This is a genomic window from Geodermatophilus sp. SYSU D00703, from assembly GCF_054050155.1.
The window spans coordinates 146,567-161,628 of the sequence record NZ_JBJGYU010000003.1 but is presented as its reverse complement, the minus strand read 5'-3'; the positions used below and the strand labels follow the sequence as shown (position 1 = coordinate 161,628).

The 15,062-nt window shown below is 72.2% G+C and carries 13 protein-coding genes; all 13 read right to left on the bottom strand.

What is annotated here, in order from left to right; translation table 11 throughout:
- Nucleotides 1-14: 14 nt before the first annotated feature.
- The gene (locus ACI782_RS05870) at nt 15-176 is read right to left on the bottom strand and encodes a DUF6760 family protein (RefSeq protein WP_456907342.1); all 162 of its coding nucleotides are present in this window, start codon (nt 174-176) and stop codon (nt 15-17) included.
- Nucleotides 173-631, bottom strand: coding sequence for a hypothetical protein (locus ACI782_RS05865; RefSeq protein ID WP_456907051.1), 459 nt, complete (start codon nt 629-631; stop codon nt 173-175). The genes ACI782_RS05870 and ACI782_RS05865 overlap by 4 nt, the downstream gene beginning before the upstream one ends.
- Nucleotides 631-1,074, bottom strand: coding sequence for a phage tail protein (locus ACI782_RS05860; RefSeq protein WP_456907049.1), 444 nt, complete (start codon nt 1,072-1,074; stop codon nt 631-633). The genes ACI782_RS05865 and ACI782_RS05860 overlap by 1 nt, the downstream gene beginning before the upstream one ends.
- A 27-nt stretch (nt 1,075-1,101) precedes the next feature.
- Nucleotides 1,102-2,685, bottom strand: coding sequence for a phage tail sheath family protein (locus tag ACI782_RS05855; RefSeq protein ID WP_456907047.1), 1,584 nt, complete (start codon nt 2,683-2,685; stop codon nt 1,102-1,104).
- Between the two features lie 162 nt (nt 2,686-2,847).
- Complete coding sequence (locus ACI782_RS05850) at nt 2,848-3,867, bottom strand: D-alanyl-D-alanine carboxypeptidase family protein (RefSeq protein ID WP_456907045.1); 1,020 nt, start codon at nt 3,865-3,867, stop codon at nt 2,848-2,850.
- A 352-nt stretch (nt 3,868-4,219) separates the two neighbouring features.
- Nucleotides 4,220-4,945, bottom strand: coding sequence for an eCIS core domain-containing protein (locus ACI782_RS05845; protein ID WP_456907043.1), 726 nt, complete (start codon nt 4,943-4,945; stop codon nt 4,220-4,222).
- A gap of 389 nt (nt 4,946-5,334) precedes the next feature.
- Nucleotides 5,335-6,825 (bottom strand): hypothetical protein, encoded by a 1,491-nt coding sequence (locus tag ACI782_RS05840; RefSeq protein WP_456907042.1) that lies wholly within the window; start codon nt 6,823-6,825, stop codon nt 5,335-5,337.
- A gap of 83 nt (nt 6,826-6,908) precedes the next feature.
- Nucleotides 6,909-7,436: a hypothetical protein gene (locus tag ACI782_RS05835; protein ID WP_456907040.1), complete on the bottom strand. Its 528-nt coding sequence runs from the start codon at nt 7,434-7,436 to the stop codon at nt 6,909-6,911.
- Nucleotides 7,437-7,843: 407 nt separating this feature from the next.
- Nucleotides 7,844-8,791, bottom strand: a complete 948-nt coding sequence (locus ACI782_RS05830) for a hypothetical protein (protein WP_456907038.1) — start codon at nt 8,789-8,791, stop codon at nt 7,844-7,846.
- 24 nt (nt 8,792-8,815) lie between these two features.
- Nucleotides 8,816-10,861 carry an ATP-binding protein gene (locus ACI782_RS05825; protein ID WP_456907036.1) on the bottom strand — a complete coding sequence of 682 codons (2,046 nt, stop codon included), beginning with the start codon at nt 10,859-10,861 and terminating at the stop codon, nt 8,816-8,818.
- Nucleotides 10,854-11,576, bottom strand: coding sequence for a DUF4255 domain-containing protein (locus ACI782_RS05820; RefSeq protein ID WP_456907034.1), 723 nt, complete (start codon nt 11,574-11,576; stop codon nt 10,854-10,856). The genes ACI782_RS05825 and ACI782_RS05820 overlap by 8 nt, the downstream gene beginning before the upstream one ends.
- A 109-nt stretch (nt 11,577-11,685) precedes the next feature.
- Nucleotides 11,686-12,312: a response regulator transcription factor gene (locus ACI782_RS05815; RefSeq protein WP_456907032.1), complete on the bottom strand. Its 627-nt coding sequence runs from the start codon at nt 12,310-12,312 to the stop codon at nt 11,686-11,688.
- A 181-nt stretch (nt 12,313-12,493) separates the two neighbouring features.
- The gene (locus ACI782_RS05810) at nt 12,494-14,917 is read right to left on the bottom strand and encodes a hypothetical protein (RefSeq protein ID WP_456907030.1); all 2,424 of its coding nucleotides are present in this window, start codon (nt 14,915-14,917) and stop codon (nt 12,494-12,496) included.
- Between the last annotated feature and the right edge of the window lie 145 nt (nt 14,918-15,062).

The following is a 15,062-nucleotide window of genomic DNA, read 5'->3' as shown; positions in this document are numbered from 1 at the left end:
ACCTGGGCACTCTGTCACCTCCCGTTCTGCACGCGGGTGTTGATGCGGGCGATCTCCTCGGCCCAGCGCCGGCGGTCGGCGTGCTCGAGGTCGAGGAGGTCGTCCAGCGGCCAGTGGAAGTGGTAGGCGATGTACGCGACCTCCTCGTACATGCGGTCGGCCGCGTACGTCGCTATTCCCCCAGGCGGCCCCCGGCGACGTCGACGGCGAACCCGTGCCCGCAGGACGGGCAGGTGACGGCGGCCCGGGTGTGCCCCTCCTGGTTGATCCGCCGGTAGAGGTCCTGCAGGAAGGCCAGGTCCGAGGCGAACAGGTTCTCGATGACGCCGGTGTGGACGTCGTCGACCGTGCCGATCCGGGTGACCACCCGGGCCAGCAGGACGACGCTGAGGTAGGCGGGGTTGTCGCGCACCCGGTCGTCCCGCAGCGGCACCAGCTCGTCGCGGGCGGTGGCCAGCCGCATGACGCCGTCCCGGTGGACCGTCCCGGCGCCGTCGACGTAGCCGCGCGGCAGCAGGAACGGGAACTCCGTCCGCATCCGTTCCTGCGGCGGGTCCCGAGGCGGCGCCTGGTCCACCCGGGCGGCCGGGTTGTCGTCCAGGCCGAGGACGCCGCCCAGCGTCCGGCGCATCACTCGACCTCGAGCCGCTCGTAGGTCAGCACGAGCTTCTCGGTGAGGACGCTCGTGTCGCCGGCCTTGAGCGTGCCGATCTCCAGGCTCTTGGGCCAGGCGTTGGTGAACTTGTAGCGCTTGATCGGGTTGCCCTCGTAGTCGAAGACGATGATCGCGCCGCCCTTGCGGGAGTCGGTCATCTTCCCGAACTGCGCGTCCTTGATCCACTTCTCGAAGCTGTTGTCCTCGGTGAGGCCCCGGGTGAGAGTGCACTCGCCGGCCTTGAACCGGCCGGGCAGCTTCTTGATCACGTACTTGCCGTCGGGGCCGTTCTCCTTGAGCTCGATGACGTCCTGCTCCATCTTCAGGCCGCTCACCTCGGTGATCGAGGTGATCGCGACACCGTCGAACTCCAGGCCGAACGAGTGGCCGACCGAGCTGTCGAGTTCGGGCAGGGGCATGGGGATCTCCCTCTCGGGGTCGGTGGGTCACTCGGTGACGAGAGCGGTGCCGCCGGAGAACTGCGCGAGCCGGAAGACGACGAACTCCGCCGGCTTGACGGGGGCGACGCCGACCTCGCAGAGCACCTGACCGGCGTCGATGGATTCGGCCGGGTTCGTCTCGTCGTCGCACTTGACGTAGAAGGACTCGTCGGGCGTGCTGCCGAACAGGGCGCCCTTGCGCCACTCGTTGACCAGGAAGGCGCTGATCGTCCGGCGGATGCGGGCCCACAGGGCACGGTCGTTGGGCTCGAAGACGCACCACTGGGTGCCGTCGAGGATCGACTCCTCGAGGTAGTTGAACAGCCGCCGGACGTTGAGGTAGCGCCAGGCCGGGTCCGACGAGAGGGTCCGGGCGCCCCAGACCCGGATGCCGCGGCCGGGGAAGACGCGGATGCAGTTGATGCCGAGCGGGTTGAGCAGGTCTTGTTCTCGCGTGGTGATCTGCGTCTGGAGCGACAGCGCGCCTCGGACGACCTCGTTGGCCGGTGCCTTGTGCACGCCGCGGGTGTCGTCGTTGCGGCTCCAGACGCCGGCCATGTGGCCGCTGGGTGGCATGTACATGCTGGCGTTGCTGGCCGGGTTCATGACCTCGAGCCAGGGCCAGTAGAGGGCCGCGTACGCGGAGTCGTAGCCGGCGCCGTCCATCCGCCAGTCCCTGACCTGCTGGGCGTTGAGGCCCGGCGGCGGGTCGAGGATCGCCATCCGGTCACCCATCTGCTCGCAGTGGGCGATCATCGCGAGCTGCACCGCCTTCACGGCCTCGAGGTCGAGCGTGCCCTGCTGGTAGGCACTCATGAGGTCGGGAACGCACAGCATGGTGATCTCGTCGACCGCCTGCAGCCCGCCGAAGCCGGTGCGGTCGGCGACGTCACCGACGTAGTCCTCACCGGACAGCCGTGGAGACGGCACCGCGTCGGGCGGCGGGGGCGGCGCAGGTGCGACGAGGGACGCCGTCGTGCCGGGCGCCGGGCGTTCCAGCTGACCGCCGGTCGCCACCTCCTCCAGCTGGATGAGCTTGGAGGCGGCGTTGACCATCGTGGCGACGTTGCTCTTGCCGCGGCCGGTGGTCGCGCGATCGTACTCCTCCTTGACCTCGCCGTTCTGGCGGACGACGAGCTTGAACATGTCCTCGGACGGCGAGTCGCCCCCGGCCTCGGCCACCTCGACGGTGATCTCCCCGGACCGGGTGCCCCCGTCGATGGCCAGCACGCGGTAGCCACCGAGCTCGGCCCGCGGTGCCGGTGGTATGGCCTCCTGCTGTTGACGCCGGCCGTCGCCCCGGGCCCGGCCGTTGCCGGCCGCGCCGTCCTGGCCGACCCGGACGACGTAGCACTGACCGCCGCCGTTCTGGAAGTAGCCGTAGACGCTGTGGGCCAGGTAGGAGCCGTCGACGAAGTCACCGAAGGTGCGGGTGAACTGGGTCCAGTTGGTGACCAGGGTCGGCTCGTTGAACGGCCCGTCGGCCGCCAGCCCGACGAATGCCGCCACCGCGGTGCCGACGCCCTCGATCGGGCGGGATCCGGACGGCGCCTCGTGGATGTAGACGCCCGGGGATAGGTACGTCGGCATGCCCGCCTCCTGCGTGAGACCGCTGGTGCGGCGAGCCTGGCGCGACGGCGGTCCGCGTAGCAGGAGCGACGGGACGTCGGGTCGGGCATCCGCACGTGCCCCTTGAGGCAGCCGGTGGCGGCTGAGCGACCCGCACCTGGGCTGCCCGCGGTCGAGGGCCGGTCACTCGTGGTCCCAGTGCCACGGCTCTGCGGCGTAGGGGCGGAAGTGGAAGGCCCCGGCGTTGGCTACCAGCCAGGCGTACAACCAGGTGCGCCGCCAGGCGGCCGACTGGGCCGAGCTGGGGCCGTAGTCCACACCACCCTCCCGGGTGCCGAGATCGACCGCCAGCCCCCGGGTGTGGTTGCTGAACCCCGGCACCGCCTTGACGAGCGCCATCCTCTGCACCATCAGCCGCACGGCCGCAGGGCCGAGCGGCCCTTCGGCCAAAGCGGCCCGCTCGTCGCCCGTCCGCCGGTAGTGGGTGTCGAAGGCGTTCTGCCAGGCGGAGAAGTCCCGTTCGGGATCCCGGTACGCCGAGCGGATGCTGATCGTCCGGACCGCCACCGCCCCCCGCTCCCCCGCCGACTGCGCCGCTTCCAGGTCTGACCGCGCACGGGCCAACAGCGCGCGGCAGTCGGCGGCGGCGCTCACGTGCAGCCGGTGACCACCCTCCACCTCGGCCAGGTCGGCCACCGGTAATCCCGGGAAGAACTCCCTGCCCCGCTGCAGGCTGCGCGCCAACTGAGCGTCGTACACCCGGCGGCGGAAGTCGCTCTCCGCTTCGGTCCCGAACTGCCCCAGGCGCTGACCGGTCATCGCGCCCTCCGGTACACGGTCCGACGCTGCCCCGGACGGGCTCGGGGACTGCGCAGGGCGCGACCGGGCGGAGCGGAGCGCCGGCCGCACGACGGTGTCGCGGGCCAGCAGCCACTCCCGCACCAGATCCTGCCGGCCGGGGTCGATCGCGTCGCCGGCCATCCCCGGATGGCGAGCCCAGAAGACCACATTGGTGAGGGTGTTCTCGTCGCGGAGACCGGCGGTGACCAGCAGCTGGACGGCGGCAGGCGCGAGCGCCGTCTCGAGCAGTCGGACCAGCGGACCCAGGCCACCGGCCGCAGCGGCAGCCACCGGCGGCAGGACGTCGGCGAGCGCGTCGGCCAGGCCGCGGTGAGGCCGGCGCTCGTTCGGAGACCCGCTCACCAACCGCTGCAGCGCCACCGTCTCGGACCGCAGCAGGCTCGCCGTCCGCTCACTCCCTGCCGACGTGCCGACGAGGCGACCGACCGCGTCGTTGCCGGCGGCCGCTTGCAGACGTGCCGCAGCCGACGCTGGGGATTCCCGCCGAGCCGCCTCGGTCCGGTTGCCGTGCGAGACACGTCGCGACCCACCACGGCCCGCTGCCCGCTCAACATCCATCGGCCGGCTCGCCGTCGGGCTCGGGAGCGCGCATGCGGACCTCCTCTCATCGGACGGCCGTTCCCCGATCTCGGCCCGGCGCGCATCGGCCCTGCCGCCGGTGTGCTCGACGTATCGAGTAGTCGTCGGCCCGACCTCACGGGCTCTCAGCGGACTCCTCGTCCTCCTCCGGCGCCTCCTGGCGCTGCACGAACACGCCCTGGACCGCCGGTTCCTCCTCGGGCTGCTCCTCCTCCGGCGCTTCTTCACGCTGCACCGCCGGGCCTGCAGGAGCGGTGACGATGGGCGTCGGGGCGGACATCACCCGTTCGGCGGTCTCCGCGGCTGCACGCTCGAACCGGTCGCAGGGTTCGCTCACCCGGATGCCACCAGGCGCGGAGATGCCGTCTACTGCGCCCTGCCGCTGCTGCACCACGTGCGTCAACTCGTGGGCCAGCGTGGTCAGCCCCTCGATCGAGGACGGATCGAACCGGTCCCGCTGGAAGACGACATCCGAGCCCACCGTGTACGCGTGCGCGCCCACCGCCTCGGCCGACTCGTGCGCGCGGTCGTCTGTGTGCACCCGGACGTCGCCGAAGTCGTGGCCGAGCCGGCCCTCCATGTCCTCTCGCACGTCCGGCGCCAACGGAGCGCCGCTGGAGCCGACGACGTCGTGCACCGGCGAGCGCTCGTCCTCGAGCAGTGCGCCGGTCGCCCGGTTACCCACCACCCGCTGCAGCCCCAGGACACCGGCGCCGTCGAGCAGGTCTCCCCGCCCGGCCGCCGCCGCGCGGAGCACGTGCACCGGTGGTTCCTCGTCGAGCCGGGCCGCCTTGGGTCGCAGCGCGACCTCGGCGTCGGTCTCGTGGTCGTGACTGCGCATCCGGGCCTCCCGCAGCGGTGCCGGTCGACTCCAGGGTTCTCCGCCACCCACCGCCACGGGAGCCCCGGGGACACGGGCGAGGGGGCAGCGGGCGGTTCCCTTCGGGGCAACTCGTGGTGCCCGGCGACCGCCCCCGACACGCTTTGCCGGTACCGTGCTGCGCCGCCTTCTGGGACAGCGGCTGCGAGAGGACAGGCAGTGATCTCGCACCGGCACCGTACGCGGTGACCCGCCTGGCGACGCGGAGACCGAACCATGGACCGATGGCCGCGCCTCTCGAACGACACACGCCCGGGTGACCCATCTTGGGCCGCCGATCCGTGTGCAGCGGTACGCGGTCCGGGTGCAGAACGAGACACGGCGTCACGCATGGAGAACGGTAGCCCAGCTCACTTGCGTACGGGATCCTCACGTGGGGTGCTCGCCACGTGGGACAGCGGTGCCTCGCGCGGGTGTGTGCGGTGATATGCCCTGAGCGCATCAGCGTGCGCTCGGTCGAATGCCAGCTGTACCTCCGGTGGCGCTTGCTCGAGGAAATCCGACAGCGGCACGGCCGAGCCGTGGATGCTCCACTCGATCCAACCACCGAAGTAGGTGACGCGGCCGGAGGCCAACTCGCCCTCGAAGGGCTCGGTGTCGTAGAACCCGGCCACTCGGTGCGGGGGCACCGCTGGGAGCGCGGCCACAGCCTCCCCCGTGGTCGCGTCGATGTTGGTCGCCAAACTGACCGCGTAGGTGATGTTGCCGTACACCGTCTCCTCGGGCTTCCTCAGCGCCAGAGCCAGACCCTCGGGAAAGCGCTCGGACAGCTGCTGGCTGCCCACGGCCTGCACCAGCTCCAGGGACCGCTCCATGTCGCGCTCGTAGACGTACTTGTTCACGAAGTACCCCAGGATCGCCAGCAGGCCGGCTTTCGCGGCCGTGAGCGCGCCGGCGCGAATGGCGCCCCGCACCCCGGCCGCGGAGATGCGGACGCGATTGGCCGGGATGTGCAGCTTGAGGTCGGCAAGGTCGACGTCGACCTTGGCCTTGCCGCCTCGAGGCGCTGCGGGCACCTCTACATCGATTTCTCTACTTGGTGGCCGCACGGCGGGACTTCCTGGCGTTCCGCCCGTCGGAGTTGGGTCGACGGTCGTGGGCCTTCCCGGCGAAACACCGCCCTGGCGCGCCTTCTTGATGTCGGCCCTGCGCGTGGCGCGGATTGCCGCACCGGTCATATCCTCGAACTGCACACCCAGCTTCGCCAATTTCTTTGATACGCCGCTGTGGTAACCCCCCGCGTTGGTCACGACCAACGACACTGCGTCGGGCAGTTCACGTCCCGCCCCGAGCGCGGTACGAGCGGCCGTGAGCTTGCCGAGGACAACCTGCTTGTGAGGAAAGTCGGGCAGCGTCTTGACATGAGTAATCGCCGTGTCGATGTTGATTTTCAGGTTATTGATGATCGCGGTTGCCTCCCGGACGGTGCTGGTACCCCCGCTCGCCTTGTTGTCCACAATCCACGACTGCCCGGTCTGCGGATTATAGGCAACGATGTCGAAGCCGTGACTAGTAAGCTTGTGACCTTCTGGACCGCCGGGCCCGATGACGACCTCGAACCCCTTCTGTCCAAGCGCGAAGGCTGCGTCCAGTTCCCCCATTGCGCCACCCGCGTGCGCTGGAGACATCTTCGAGTCTTCCTCACGCTGCACCAATGAGCCAGCAGTCAGCTGCTCGAGAAGCATGCGTGAAACGGCCGAGTTGCCAGCGGACGACTGTAGAGTCAGCAGCGTGCTCGGGGCAGTGGTGGGCACCACGGGCGCGACAGCGATCAGCATCGGCCGCTTCTTGCTCGTAGCCGCATCAGGCATCCGAGATGCGTCATCGAACGACATGGCCATCGCAGCGGGTCAGCCTCCACCGCGGGAGACTCTCCATGGACGAGGGTCTTCAGCAGATCCTGGACGGCCTGCCTCTGATCCCGCTATGCGCACAGTTGGTCAGCACGGGTGCGCAGCTCGGTCACCCGGGGGTCGGTGTACCGCTCCTCCACGAGGTCGAGCGAGACGAGAGCCGAGGCGCACTCGCCGATGGACTCGCCGATGTCACCCGTTGCCTCCACCGTGTCGAGTTGCCGCGTCGCCCAGGCAATCGGGATCTCGCGTCCGCACTGCTCCTGGGCCTTCTGTACTGCGGCCTCCAGTCCAGTCGTGTCACCTCCCTCGGCGTAGGCCAATACGCTGGTACAGGAGATGGTCGGATCCTCGCCTCGTTCGAGCTCGTCGACAGCTTCCCGCAGACCGGAGGCCATGCCGTCGAACGCGAACTGCTGGACCGGGTCGAGGTTCTCGGGTCGCTCCAGCGTCGGGTCGATGAGCCCAGTGCCGGTTTCGGTAGCGGCTGCTGAGGTCGACGTCGACTCCGTGGGGGATGTCCTCCCAGCCGACGCGCTGTTCTCGTCCCCCGATCCGCAAGCTGCCAGGGCAATCGTCAGGACGGTCGACAGCGCCAACGGCGCGAATCCTGCGCGGTCCACTGTCGCCCCCCATTCCCGAGGGTGGTGCCGGAAGAGCCAGTTGCGGAGAGGCGCAATAGCCGCTCTCGTCGCCTCGCGACGCAAAGACTGAGCTGGTCCAGCCGCATTGCTCGATGGCGTCTGCTGTGCACTCAGTGTGTCTGCTGCAGGGCCGGTTGCAGGAGCCTCGAGGGAGCGCAACGGGGCATGTCGCACTGCTCGAAGAGGCAAGGCCGACGCCGGTCCCTGAGCTGCCGCCCGGCGTCGTTCTGGCCAGACGCATGGCACGGCTCCACGACGACTCTGTTGAGCCCGATGTCCGGCAGTGTCCGACTCGACGAGGAGCGATTCCGGGCGTAGAACACGGTGGGGGCGGGACACCGCCACGTCCCTGGCCGGCCGGGTCACCAGTCGAGGCCGGCCTTGAACCGTCCCTGTGCGTCGTCGGTGAGCCGGCGGGTGTTCCCGGTGGCGAGCTCCGTCAGCCAGATCTCGGTCCAGGTGTCCTCGTGCCCGCGCACCCAGGCGAGTGTCCGGCCGTCGGGGCTGAACACCGCGCCGTGGTCGGAGAGCGTCGTCCCGGGCGTCTGGTCGCCGGGCAGCAGCGTGAGAGCGCCCGATGCCAGCGTGAGGTACCCCACCCGGCTGGGATCACCAGGCTTCCAGCTGGTGAGGGCGATGCGGTCGGCTGTCGGGGACCAGTCGGGAAAGGACGCGTTGACGGTCGGGTCCGTGCGGAAGGTCAGCGCGCCCGGGCCGACCGCCGTCCCGCCGGGCGCGCGAGCCGCCGCGACGGAGGCCACCGGGATGGTCGCGATCGAGTGCCGGTCACCCGGCCCGGCGCACCCGATCGCCAGGCCGGCGACCGGGTGCCAGGACATCCCGTCGATCCCGACTTCGGTACCGAGATCAGTGATCCGGCGCGTGGCGAGCGTCCGCACGTCCACGGACCACACATCCTGCTGATCGTCGAGGTACAGCAAGGTGCCGGTGCCCAGCCACATCGGCCCCACCCCCGGCACCAGGACCTTCTCCACCGCCCCGTCGGCGGCGGACAGGAGGTACAGCCGGCTCGCGGGCTCGGATGCGGACCCTCGATGGATCGCCAGCCTGCGGCGATCGGGCGACCACGCCGGGTTGCGGTCGCTCACGAACTCGGGGTTGGTGCGGTCGTCGGTCAGCCGACGGACCTGCCCGGTCCGCGGGTCGACGGCGAATACGTCCTCCTGGCTGGTCGTCTCACCGCCGGCGCCGGAGACCGAGTACGCGAAGTAGGCGATCTCGGCCGCCGGGCCGCGTCCGGACAGCCGCCAGAGCCAGGAGAGCAGCCACCACAGCAATGACGAGAACATGGCGACCTCCGTCGTTGTGATCGGTCAGCGCAGCAGCGGCAGGTACTCGCCGAACTCCCGCTCCAGCACCAGCCGGCCGAGCTTGCGGTACTCCTGGCAGACCGCGGCGATGACCTCCCGCATGCCGACCGGCCCCCCGGTCGCCGCGGCCAGGTAGGCCGCCGTCACGGCGACGGAGCGGATGTTGCCGCCCGACAGCTCGAACGAGCGGGCGCAGAAGTCCAGGTCCAGGTCATCGGCTCGCGGCAGCGGTGGGGCCAGGCAGCGCTCCCACAGCGCCCGGCGGAGGTCCTCGTCCGGGGTCGGGAAGTCGACGACGGCGTCGAGCCGGCGGGTGAACGCCTCGTCGATGTTGGCGCGCAGGTTGGTGGCCAGGATCGCCAGCCCGTCGAAGGACTCCATCCGCTGCAGCAGGTAGGCGCTCTCGATGTTGGCGTAGCGGTCGTGCGCGTCACGGACCTCGCTGCGCTTGCCGAAGACGGCATCGGCCTCGTCGAACAGGAGGACGCCGTTGACGTTCGACGCCTCGCGGAAGATCCGCTCGAGGTTCTTCTCGGTCTCCCCCACGTACTTGTCGACCACGCCGGCCAGGTCGACCGTGTACAGGTCCAGGCCCAGCTCGGCGGCGATCACCTCGGCCGACATGGTCTTGCCCGTGCCCGAGTCGCCCGCGAACAAGGCAGTGATGCCGCGTCCCCGTCCCCCGCCCCGGCGCATCCGCCACTGGGTCAGGACGAGGTCCCGGTGCCGGGCGCGGGAGGCCAGCTCGTGCAGCTGGCCGAGCACCGGCCCGGGCAGCACCAGGTCGGCCCAGGCGACCTGCGGTTCGACGCGTCGCGCCAGCCGGTCCAGGCCGGCGGCGTTCTGCGCCCGGGCGCCGCGGCGGAGGTCCTCGCCGGTCACCGGACCGCCGTGAAGCAGCGCCGCGGTCCGCGCCGCGGCCACCGCCCGGTGCACCTGGTCCGGCCCGAGGAGGAAGTGCGCGGTACCCACGCCCGGGTCCACATCGGCCGCGGCGGCGCCGTCGAGCTCCCGCCGCCACAGCCGCACCCGGTCGTCCGGGGCCAGGGCCGGGACCTCCGCCGGCAGCGGGACGACGTCGCTCCAGGTCGGGTCCCAGACGCCGGTGCCCACCAGGAGCACCGGGACCGGCAGCGTCGTCAACCGCTGCAGCACCGCCGACGGCGCGGACCCGAGCGCCTCGACCGGACCGGCCACCAGCCCGGCACAGGTCAGCAGCGCCTCACGTCCGGCGAGGCCGACGACGGCGATCGGATCGCTCTGCGTCGCGGTTCGGCAGAGGTCCACCACGAGCGCCGACCGGCCGGCTGCGGACAGCGCCGCCGCTGCCACCGCCCGGCCCGAGCCGCTGCCGGTCTCCCGGAGGTGCACCAGCCGCACCCCTGCGCGGAGGGCATCTGCCAGCCGATCGGCGACCGCCGTCGGGTACGGCGAGGTCCGGGTGAGTGTCGGAGCCAGGTCGGGGTCCACGGTGTCGTCCCCGAGCAGGTGCGAGGTCACCCGGTCGGGCACGCGCAGGGCGCGGGTGAGGAACGGCCGGTCGGTGTCCTCGATCCGCACCAGCCCGTGGTCGACGAGGGGCCGGCCGGGCAGCAGAGCCGCCCGCGCCGAGGCGGCCGCGGACGGGACCCCGGCGAGCTCGAGCGACAGGCCGGTCGTGGCCCGCCGCCGGGTGACGTCGTCGTTGAGGTAGCCGTAGAGCCGCTCGAAGCGCGCGTCGAGGTCGGGTACCAGCGCGATGACGAGCAGCTCGACGTCGAGCTCGGTCAGCCCGGCCGTGCGGGCCAGCTCGCGGAGCCGCAACCGCTCCCCCGCCGCCTCGGCGCGGTCGGCCGCCGACTCCAGCCGGTCGCGCCGGTGGCGATCGGGCGGCGGCGCCGGCTCGGCCGGCGCCAGCAGCGCGTCGACGGTCTCGTCCGACAGGTAGAGCCCGCGGAAGGGGTCGTCCGGTGCCGGGTCGCTCCGCCGGCGGTGGTGCACCAGCGCCCGGATGCGGTCCTCCACGAGCTGGGCGCGGCTGAGCAGGTAGCCGAGCCCCGGGTCACTCACCGGAGCGTCCCCGGCGCCGCCGCACCGCCGGTCGTGGCCGGTCCGCCGACGGCTCCCCGGCCGGCGACTGCGGGGTCGGCCCCGGCGGGGACGGGGTGGCCCCGCGGAGGCGCCCCTCCCGGACCTCTGAGGGCGGCCAGCTCCCGGTCCCACCCATCGACACCCGCGGTGGCGCGGTCACCGGCGGACCGACCTCGCGGCGCTGCCCGCTGTCGATCGGCACGCTGACCACGATGTCGAGCGACGGCTTCAGCTCCCCGCCCAGCGCCGACCAGACGTCGGCGAAGGAGCGGTCCTCCGGCGGCGGCAGCGCGACGCTCACCGGCACGGGCAGTCCCAGCTCGGCCACCGGGCCGTCCAGCAGGTCGGCGGGGAGCGCGTCGTGCCGCAGGAAGCAGGCCAGCAGGCCCGACAGCAGGCGGTGCTCGTCCACCGGCCGCTGGGTCCAGGCCGTGATCAGGTAGGAGAGCTTGAAGTGGCGGGGCGGCAGACGGCGGGCGACCACCCGCCGGGCGTCGTCGTACTCGTTGATCATCCCGCGCTCGCGGCGGCGCAGGTCCTCGCGGATGTCGTAGAGGTAGACGTCGACCGTCGGGGCGGTGCGCCGGCCGGCCCAGTCCTTCGTGGGGGCGTCGAAGACCACCTCGGCGTCGGCTCCGTCGAGCCCCTCGCGCAGGATCAGGGCGCGGAGCGCAGAGTCCACGTCGTGGATCACCGGCCCAGGCTGCCGCTCCCCCGCCTCGAGCCGGAATCGCCACCGGCACGACGCGCGGGCAGGTGTTCCTGCCCGTACGGGCAGGAACACCTGCGAGCGGCTGCGGCCGTCAGATCAGGCCCTCGCGGAGGGCGTAGGCGACCGCGTGGGACCGATTGCGCAGCTGCAGGCGGCTCGTGACGTCGTGCAGGATGTTCTTGACGGTGCGCTCGCTGTAGCAGAGCCGGACGGCGATCTCCGACGTGCCCAGGCCGTCCGCGACGAGGCGGAGCACGTCGGCCTCCCGCTCGGACAGGCCGGAGAAGGCGATGCCGCGCGGGGTCAGGATCTGCCGCTGCAGGCGGCCGACCTGGTCCAGCAGGCGTGCGAGCAGGTCCGGCGGCACCTCCCCCTGGCCGGCCGACACCCGGACCACCACGCGGGCCAGCGCCTCCGGGGTCGCGTCCGACCGACGGAGCAGGCCGGACACCCCGGCCTCGGCCGCGGCCGCCAGCGCTGCGTCGTCCAGTTGCCCGGCGACGACGACGGTGCGCGGCACCCCGCCCCGCTGCACCGCGCGCAGGACGCGCAGGCACTCGCTGTCGACGGCGTCGCACACGATGACCGCGACCTTCGCCCTGTCGAGATCCGCCTGGTCCACGACCCACACCTCCGGCCGCGGCCGCAGCTGGCTGACCACGCCCGCCTGCGAGATCGGGTCGTTCGCATAGACGTACGTGGGAATGCGCTCGGACATGTCCCATCCCTCCCCCTGCCCCTCCACCTGTCTTCGAAGGGGTTGGCCGTACTGTCCGGAGGGAGGAGGTCCACAGCCGCTCGACAGATGCTCAGGGTCGCCATGAGCACGCCTCGGTGGGCCTGTCGTCACAGCCCATGCGCCGGAGACAGCGCCCCGTCACCGCCGTCCGTGACCGGTCCTAGTGGTCCGAGAGCCGGAGGAGCTGGCCACCGAGCAGTACGAAGAAGCCGAACACCGCCATGGAGGTGGTCGCCGCTGCTCCGGCCGTCCGGCTCGAGGCGGTCGGCACCACGACGTCGACGTGCTGGACCACCTGGACGGGGAGGCACCCGGTGCGCAGCTCGTACCGGTCCACCTCTGCTGGCAGCCCGATGCGCAGCCGGTAGTCGCCGTTCGCGTCCGCACGGGTGGTCGCCACCCGCTCGCCGTCGAGGTCGGCCGTGACCTCGGCGCCCGGGGGGCAGCCGGTGCCGTTCACCACGACCGGGCCTCCGGGTACCTGCCCACCATCGACGTCGAAGTCCGGGGGCGGCGGTGGGGGCGGGAGGGCCTGACCATCCTCGTCCAGCCACAGGCGGGCGACCGAGGCCGCGCCCTGCGGGCCGTCGTCCAGCGTCACCGTCGCCTCGACCTGTTCGGGACCGGCCACGTCGCGGGTCCAGGTGAACGTCGCCCGCCCGTCCTCGTCGACCGGAACCGTCTCGGTCAGCTCCTGCTCACCGTCCATCGTGGCCCGGAACGCCACCTCCGCCTCGGCGGGCGGCTCGTCGTCGTCGTACACGGTCGCCGTCACGGTGGCGTCCGTGCCCGGAGGCCCGGACGTGCCGGCCGGCGCCAACGTGAACTCCAGACCGGGCACGAGGGTCCACAGGTGGACGACGGAGTTGCTCACCGGTTCACCGTCGACCTCGGCCTCCGCGACGACGGTGTCGGTGCCGGCGACCTCACGGAGGATCTCGAACGAGGCCAGGCCGAGCTCTCTGGTGACCGCCTCGCCCACCTCGTCCGCGGCGCCGCCGGGGACGACCACGTCGTCGGCGCCGACGGGCGCCAGGGACGCGCGGAACCGCACGACGACGCCGGCCACCGGGAGTCCGTCGTCGGTGACCAGCGCCGTGACCGTGAACGGGCTGCCCGCCAGACTCTCGGTGCCGGCCGGTGCCAGCCGCAGCTGCGCGTCGGACGCCCCGGTCCAGAAGTGGTCGGTCGTGGCCTGGCCGGTCCGGCCCCCGTGCGTCACGGTCACGGCGATCCGGTCGGTGCCGGGATTGTCGCGGGTCCAGGTCCAGGAGGCCAGGCCCTGCCCGTTCGCGGTGACCACCGGGATCTCCGGTTGCCCACCGTCCGTGGTCACGTTCCACGCCACCTGGGCACCGCCGAGCGGCTCCCCGACGCCGTCGGTCACGTGGACGGTGGCGGTGAAGAGGACACCGGCCGGGCTCGTCGTGCCGGCCGGAGCGAGCGCGAGGGCGATCCCGCAGTCGACCCACACGAGGGGCGTCGGTGCCGACGTCACCGGCCCCGTGGGGAGGTCCGCGGTGGCGAGGAGGGTCTGCTCGCCGGGCGCGGTCCGGGTGAAGCCCAGCGCGGCGCGGCCGCCCGTTCCCGTCGTCCCGGTCAAGGCGCCCTCCGACGACCCCGGGCCGAGCGACAGCCGGACGGGCACGCCGACCCGCGGTGCGCCGTCGTCGCCGGTGACGCTGACGCTCGCGGTGAACCGGCTGCCGGTGCAGCTGCTCGCACCGGCAGGTGACACCACCACGGCCGCCGAGGGCTCGGCCGTCCACACGTGCTCGATGTCCGCCGCGGTCGCCCGGCCCCCTTCCGGCGTGGTCACCGTCGCTCTGATGGTGTCCGTCCCCTCCTGCTCGCGGACGAACGAGGCCGTGAAGCCGTCGGCGGCGGTGTCGTCCCGCCTCGTCAGCGCCGGCCCGGCACCCGCCATGGAGAAGACGACGACGCTCTGGGCAGCGCCCGGCGGCACCGTGGCCGTGATGAGCACCGGTTGCCCGATCCGGGACGTCGTCGTCTGCTGGGTGAGCGTTACCGCCGCCGCCACCGGATTCTGCGGAGTGGTGGTCACCGTCGGCGGAGCGGTGGTCACCGTCGGCGGAGCGGTGGTCACCGTCGGCGGAGCGGTGGTCACCGTCGGCGGAGCGGTGGTCACCGTCGGCGGAGCGGTGGTCACCGTCGACGGAGCGGTGGTCACCGTCGACGGAGCGGTGGTCACCGTCGACGGAGCGGTGGTCACCGTCGACGGAGCGGTGGTCACCGTCGACGGAGCGGTGGTCACCGTCGACGGAGCGGTGGTCACCGTCGGCGGAGCGGTGGTCACCGTCGGCGGAGCGGTGGTCACCGTCGGCGGAGCGGTGGTCACCGTCGGCGGAGTGGTGGTCTCGCCCGGAGCCTGGAGCACGATGCCGGACGCCGCCGCGGAGGGTGTCGACAGCAGCGCCAGGGCGGGCGCGAGCAGCAGGAGGACGACGCCCGCGATCGTCAGGAAGCGACCCGGCTGCGGTCCCCGCCCGGCGCGTCGAGCCCGGCGACGTCGCGGACGCGCACCGGAGGCGACGAGGCAGCTCCCGGGCACCCGCAGACTCACGGTTCGGAGGCTCGTCCACCCTCCACCGGACGGGCCATCCCGACCCGGGCCACCGTGCAGGCACGGCTCGCTGCCCGTTGGGGCACAGTTGCTTCCCGGCGGTGCCGAGGGGCAGCGTCGCCCTGCCGACGGGACCGGACGCGGT

Bases quoted from the DNA above. Each gene is read 5' to 3' on its own strand.
- ACI782_RS05855 (WP_456907047.1), bottom strand. From the start codon at position 2,685: ATGCCGACGTACCTATCCCCGGGCGTCTACATCCACGAGGCGCCGTCC.
- ACI782_RS05840 (WP_456907042.1), bottom strand. From the start codon at position 6,825: ATGGCCATGTCGTTCGATGACGCATCTCGGATGCCTGATGCGGCTACG.
- ACI782_RS05860 (WP_456907049.1), bottom strand. From the start codon at position 1,074: ATGCCCCTGCCCGAACTCGACAGCTCGGTCGGCCACTCGTTCGGCCTG.
- ACI782_RS05865 (WP_456907051.1), bottom strand. From the start codon at position 631: ATGCGCCGGACGCTGGGCGGCGTCCTCGGCCTGGACGACAACCCGGCC.
- ACI782_RS05830 (WP_456907038.1), bottom strand. From the start codon at position 8,791: ATGTTCTCGTCATTGCTGTGGTGGCTGCTCTCCTGGCTCTGGCGGCTG.
- ACI782_RS05845 (WP_456907043.1), bottom strand. From the start codon at position 4,945: ATGCGCAGTCACGACCACGAGACCGACGCCGAGGTCGCGCTGCGACCC.
- ACI782_RS05815 (WP_456907032.1), bottom strand. From the start codon at position 12,312: ATGTCCGAGCGCATTCCCACGTACGTCTATGCGAACGACCCGATCTCG.